The sequence below is a fragment of the Avibacterium endocarditidis genome (genome assembly GCF_002921145.1).
Lineage (GTDB): Bacteria > Pseudomonadota > Gammaproteobacteria > Enterobacterales > Pasteurellaceae > Avibacterium > Avibacterium endocarditidis.
Genome location: NZ_PQVI01000156.1, coordinates 1 through 5,695 on the forward strand (window position 1 = coordinate 1; position 5,695 = coordinate 5,695).

The following is a 5,695-nucleotide window of genomic DNA, read 5'->3' on the forward strand; positions in this document are numbered from 1 at the left end:
TATAGGTAATTCATCAATACCATCATTGATCGCCTGATAGCTGAGATTTCCCCATTCTTTCACAAACCATTCAAGATTACCCGCCGATGTTGGGCTAGCTTCGTGGATAATAAATTTTCCTTCTTGCGCATAACGTCCATAGACAAATGAAAGGCTTTGGCTATCATCAATATGATCCGTTACCCCACTCACTACAGACCAAGTTCCGAGCACCACATTTAATTCGTTTCATCATCTAAACCCGCACAAAGTGCCGTAGAAACCACATCAAACAGCCCGCCCACTACGGGGGTGCCTTGTGCTAATCCGGTTAGTTGTGCAGCTTGTTCATTGACATAACCAGCAATTTGATTTGCTTTGACGATCGGCGGAAATTTTTCCGTCATCCCCGGCAAACCAAGTAATTCGGCCAATTCAGGATCGTATTGCTGGGTGTTGATATTGTATAAATTGGATTCTGAAATATTGGTTTCTTCGCAAAATAGCTCCCCAGTTAGACAGAAACGCAAATAGTCGTGTGACATCAACACAGCACCGATATTGGCATAACGTTCAGGCTCATTTTCCTTAAGCCAACGTAAAATCGAAACGGGGTGTCCAGTCCATAAAGTTTGGCGTGTTATTGGATAAAGCTGTTCTGGGATACCTGCTTGTTGCCATTGTTTGACGATGTCTAGTGAACGTTGATCTGAGGAAAGGATTCCACGCCCAAGAGGTTGATTTTGCTGATCTAACAAAAATGCCCCTTTCCCTTGTGCTGAAATTCCTACACCTTTGATTTCTGTGGCAGATACTCCACTTTGTTCAATGGTTTTCTTGATTACCTTGGCACAAATTTGCCATAACTGCGGCATATCACGCTCAGCATACCCTGCTTGTTCACTGATGAGTGGCACGTTTTCTCGCACACAAGCCGACATCGTGCCGAATTCATCAAATAATGCGGCTTTAATAAAAGTGCCACCACAATCGATGCCTAAATAGTAAGTCATTTATGCTCTCCCAAAAATAAAAAGCGGTCGAAAAATCTTGAAAATTTCGACCGCACTTTGATTATTGTGCTAACGCATCAATTTCTTTCACGAGTTGATCACCGTGTTTGTCGATAAATGATTTACGCACATCCGCTTCAATAACGGCTTTGAACGGTGCGGTATCGACCTTTTCAATCACTTCAACACCAGCTTTCCGTAAATTAGCTACGATTTCTTGCTCATTTTTGACATTAAGATCGCGTTGATATTGCCCTGCTTCTTTTGCGGCATCTAAGATGGCTTGTTGCAACTCAGCGCTAAGTCCATCAAATTTTGCTTTATTCATTACAACGATTAATGGGGTGTAGCCGTGATTGGTTTGGCTCAAATATTTTTGCACTTCATAAAGTTTAGCAGACCAGAAAATGCCAATTGGGTGTTCTTGCGCATCTACCGCGCGAGTTTCAAGAGCGGTATAAAGCTCTGAAAGCGGCATTGGTACTGGGTTTGCCCCTAGCAGTGTAAAGGCTTGAATATACATTGGATTTTGGTTAGTACGCACTTTTAGCCCTTTAATATCTTCAGGTTTCGTGACAGGATGTTTTGAGTTTGAGAAAGCACGGAAACCCACGTCCCAGAACGCTAAACCTTTTAGCCCCTGAGCTTCAAGGTCTTTTAATAAACCCTGTCCAATTTCACCATCAAGCACTTTATAAACGTGTTCGCGATCTTTAAAGATGAATGGAATATCAATCACGTTTAATTTTGGCTCTAGCCCAGTAAAGTTTGGTGAACCAGACATTTCAATATCAATGGTACCGCCACGCACTGCGCTAATCATTGTTTGCGCATTACCTAAGGTGCTGTCAGGAAATAGGCTTAATTTCAATTCACCTTTTGTTTTCTCTTTTAATAGCTCATTAAATTTTTTCGCAGCAATATGTTGAGTATCACTACGCGGTGCTTCATAACCAAAACGTAATGTGGTTGCAGCATTAACTGCAGTTGAAGTCAACATCACTGCGCTAGTCACTAATGTGGCTAAGGTTTTTAAATTAAATAGTTTCATAATAATCTCCTTGGATTTTGATTAAGGTTGCATCCACGAAAGTGGTGTCAAAATAAGTGATGGAACAAAAATAAAGGCAAATAATAAGACAATCATCATGAGCATATAAGGCAAGATACCTTTGGCCGCCTCGTCAAAAGGAAGTTTTGACACGCCAGTAATTACATTCAATACATTGCCCACAGGTGGTGTAATTAAACCAATAGAGGTATTTAAGATAAACAATACGCCAAAATACACAGGATCAATGCCTGCTTCTTCAACGAGAGGCATTAGCACAGGGGTTAAGATAAGGACGGTTGGCGTAAGATCCATTACCATTCCGACAACAAAAACTACAAGCATAATGACAATAAGTAGTAACGTTGGGGATTCAATTAACGGCTCTAGTAATTCCGTAATAATTTGTGGTAATTCTGCGATGGTGATTAGCCAACCTGTAACATTTGCCGCTGCAACTAACAGCATTACTACTGCTGTGGTTTTACCTGCTGAAAGTAGCACTTTGTACAATGCACTAATTTTCAGTTCTCGATAAATAAAGATTGCCACAAATAAAGCATAAAATGTCGCAACAGCTCCCGCTTCCGTTGGGGTAAAAATACCGAGACGGAAACCACCAATGATAATAACGGGTAATAGCAACGCCCATATACTATTTTTAAAGGAAATACAGAGTTCTTGTTTGGTTGCTTTAGAGAATGTCATCAGGTTTAAGCGTTTAGCCTGCCACCACCAAAGTGCCGCTAAACAACTCCCCATTAACACTCCAGGGAAAATACCTGCTAAAAAGAGCTTGGTGATGGAAACACCGCTCGCTACACCAAACACAATGAACGGAATTGATGGCGGGATAATTGGCGCAATGATACCAGCGGTACCAATTAAACCAGCTGAACGCCCTAAGGGATAACCGGTTGTCTTCATCATTGGCAAGAGCATTGCAGCAACGGCTGCGGTATCAGCCACGGCAGAACCTGATAAGCTCGCCATAATCATCGCCGCTAAAATCGCTACAAAACCTAGACCACCGCGTTTATGCCCAACCAATTTCATTGGCAAATCAATAATTCGTTTTGATAATCCCCCTTCATTCATAATTTCACCGGCAAGAATAAAGAATGGGATCGCCATTAATGAAAAGCTATCTGCACCACTCACAATTTGTTGTGCCAAGATTTGTGCATCAAATAAATCTAAATGAATCATCAAGGCAATGCCACAAATTAATAAGGAGAAGGCAACGGGAATGCCTAAAATGATGGCACCAAGTAACACAGAAAGGAAGATAATAACGGTCATTGAATTTCTCCTTTCACTAACAAACTCGCATTCGCACAAATACGCGTGATGAGTAACACACCAATAAACACTCCCGCTACAACGCTGGCGAGATAGGTGATCCCTTGTGGCAATCCTGAAATTGGTGCGAAATTACTTAGATTAAGCTGAAATTGTGTCCAGCCACCGACAACTATCAAATAGCAACAGAACAACATCGTACCGTCAGTAACTAGACTTAAACAGTAGCGTTTATATGCTGAAAGTTTGCTGGTTAGAATAGTCACGCTGACATGCTGATTGTCATTAAACGCAAGAATTGCACCTAGAAATGTGAGCCACACGAATAAATAACGAGAAACTTCTTCTGTAATATTAATGCTACTGTTGAAACCATAGCGTAATACTACATTGAGAAAACCAAGCACGACATAGTAGCAAGGATAGCCACAACAGTAATGCTGAGTATTTTAGCTATAACATTAACGAGAGATTTCATTTTTCACCTCAAATCTCGCTCAACGCGATTTTCACAACTACTTTACGAATATGACACGATTGTTCATCAATACAAGCAGGACGGTGAACATCCTCAGGGAAGAAAATCGCAAAATTGCCTTTTCTCATCATCAATTCACTCTCATTTTCTGCTGATTGATAAAAAAGAATATCGCGTTCCGGATTATATTCCTGAGCAATAGGATTGCTGCCAGCTCTGGAGCCACACCAATCCGCTCTTGTCCGCAGTGTAAATATTGCACATCAAGATCATGGCGATGTACTTCGGGCAAGATTTCTGCTTTGGGTTTAGTTTCCAAATCCAAAACCTGTGCAAAAATCAACCGCTCTTTAATTGGATATTGCCCTGCTGGCAGTTGATCAAAATCAGTATTTTTCAAATACGCCAATGCAATCTGAATGGCCTCTGGAAAAGCCTTGGCATTGAAATGATTAATATGCCCAAAGTACATGCTCACTCCTTTATTCACTCATCACACTATAATGCTTTCAACTTCGCCCATACGGTATCATCAACAGGAATACCCTTTGCTTTATTTTCCGCTAAAATCGTTGTGAATTCGTGTCCGGGTAGGCGAACTGCAACATCAGTATCAGCACGTTCCGCAGTTCTCACATATTCCATAATGCGGTTAAGTTTTTCATCCTTCGTTTTCCCATCAATTAAGCGATCAACCTCAATGGCAATAAAGACTTGAGAGACGCAATATTCGTCATCTTTATCTTCTGTAACAGCAGCGGTGGATAAGCCATTAGAAAGTAAAGTGGCAATCATATCTAACACGATTGAAAGCCCAGATCCTTTCCAAAAGCCCATTGGCAATAAACGACGATTTTTCTCAACCGTAGCAGGATCACGGGTCAAATTGCCATTATCATCAAATCCTGCATCAACAAAGGTTTGGCGACCAGATAGACGATGAACTTCTAACATTCCATAGGAATACATAGAACAAGACATATCGACCATCGTAATTGGGTTCGTTGGAACGGCAATAATCAGTGGGTTTGTACCAATACGGCATTCTTTTGCTCCCCAAGGTGGCATAACCGCTAACGCATTTGTCCAACAAATACCGATATAGCCTTTCTCTGCGGCTTGCCAGCCATAACTTCCACCACGCATCCAGTGGTTTGCATTACGCAATGCAACGACCCCAATGCCATATTGATCAGCAATTTCCATTGCACGATCCATCATTTTTTTCGCCGTTAAATTACCGATGGCTTGATGAGCGTCCCATTGCTCAATCGCACCTAACGACAACACTTTTGTTGGCACAGCTTCTGGCACAATATCACCATTTTCTAATTGTTGGATAAAACGTGGGAAGCGGTTCACACCGTGGGAATAAGCACCGGCCTGTGTGGTATCAGCAAACACTGTGGCACATTCTTCTGCAATTTCTTCACGCACATTGCGTGCAAGTAAAACGCGTTTAAATTCGGCTTTTAAATCTTCATAGGAAACTAACATAACGACCTCTTATTTCATATTGTGAAATTATGTTCCATAAATTACATTATTAAGCAAAATAAAGTCAATCTTCCACTAAAAATAAAAAACTATTAAAATCAATTAGTTAAAATATTTTTTCTCAATTTGTGATCAATCTCTCATTTATTTGAAATTTTATTCCACAATATGAAATAGAGAGCGTATAGTAAGTTTGTTAGACTAAATGCTTAAAAATAGCTTGGAGAATCACTATGTCTGAAGATAAAGTTGGTGGCAATCAAAGCCTCATTCGAGGGCTTCGCTTAATTGATATTTTGAGCGACTTTCCAAATGGATGCCCACTTGCAAAATTAGCTGAAATTTCACAGTTAAATAAAAGTACCGTACATCGTT

The 5,695-nt window shown here is 40.7% G+C and carries 4 protein-coding genes and 3 pseudogenes; 1 reads left to right on the forward strand and 6 read right to left on the reverse strand.

Annotated features, from left to right (window positions below):
- From C3Z13_RS11305 to yiaK, 6 genes and pseudogenes are all read right to left on the reverse strand, one after another.
- Positions 1-992: pseudogene (locus C3Z13_RS11305) on the reverse strand (FGGY-family carbohydrate kinase); the annotation flags it as partial.
- Between the two features lie 61 nt (positions 993-1,053).
- A complete protein-coding gene (locus tag C3Z13_RS11310; RefSeq protein WP_103855976.1) occupies positions 1,054-2,043 on the reverse strand; it encodes a TRAP transporter substrate-binding protein in 990 nt (329 codons plus the stop codon).
- Positions 2,044-2,064: 21 nt separating this feature from the next.
- On the reverse strand, positions 2,065-3,345 hold the full coding sequence (locus C3Z13_RS11315; RefSeq protein ID WP_103855977.1) for a TRAP transporter large permease subunit: 1,281 nt from the start codon (positions 3,343-3,345) through the stop codon (positions 2,065-2,067).
- A pseudogene (locus C3Z13_RS11320) lies at positions 3,342-3,823 on the reverse strand (TRAP transporter small permease subunit). The gene C3Z13_RS11315 and the pseudogene C3Z13_RS11320 overlap by 4 nt, the downstream one beginning before the upstream one ends.
- Positions 3,824-3,831: 8 nt before the next feature.
- Positions 3,832-4,295 (reverse strand): annotated as a pseudogene (locus tag C3Z13_RS11325) (NanQ anomerase/TabA/YiaL family protein).
- 26 nt (positions 4,296-4,321) lie between these two features.
- On the reverse strand, positions 4,322-5,320 hold the full coding sequence (yiaK, locus tag C3Z13_RS11330; RefSeq protein ID WP_103855978.1) for a 3-dehydro-L-gulonate 2-dehydrogenase: 999 nt from the start codon (positions 5,318-5,320) through the stop codon (positions 4,322-4,324).
- Between the two features lie 233 nt (positions 5,321-5,553).
- Here yiaK and C3Z13_RS11335 point away from each other — a divergent pair.
- Positions 5,554-5,695, forward strand: a 142-nt coding sequence (locus C3Z13_RS11335; RefSeq protein WP_146256900.1) for a helix-turn-helix domain-containing protein, incomplete at its 3' end; no start/stop codon positions are given.

What these genes read in the sequence shown, in the direction of transcription:
- C3Z13_RS11310 (WP_103855976.1), bottom strand. Translation starts at nt 2,043, where the DNA reads ATGAAACTATTTAATTTAAAAACCTTAGCCACATTAGTGACTAGCGCA.
- C3Z13_RS11315 (WP_103855977.1), bottom strand. Translation starts at nt 3,345, where the DNA reads ATGACCGTTATTATCTTCCTTTCTGTGTTACTTGGTGCCATCATTTTA.
- yiaK (WP_103855978.1), bottom strand. Translation starts at nt 5,320, where the DNA reads ATGTTAGTTTCCTATGAAGATTTAAAAGCCGAATTTAAACGCGTTTTA.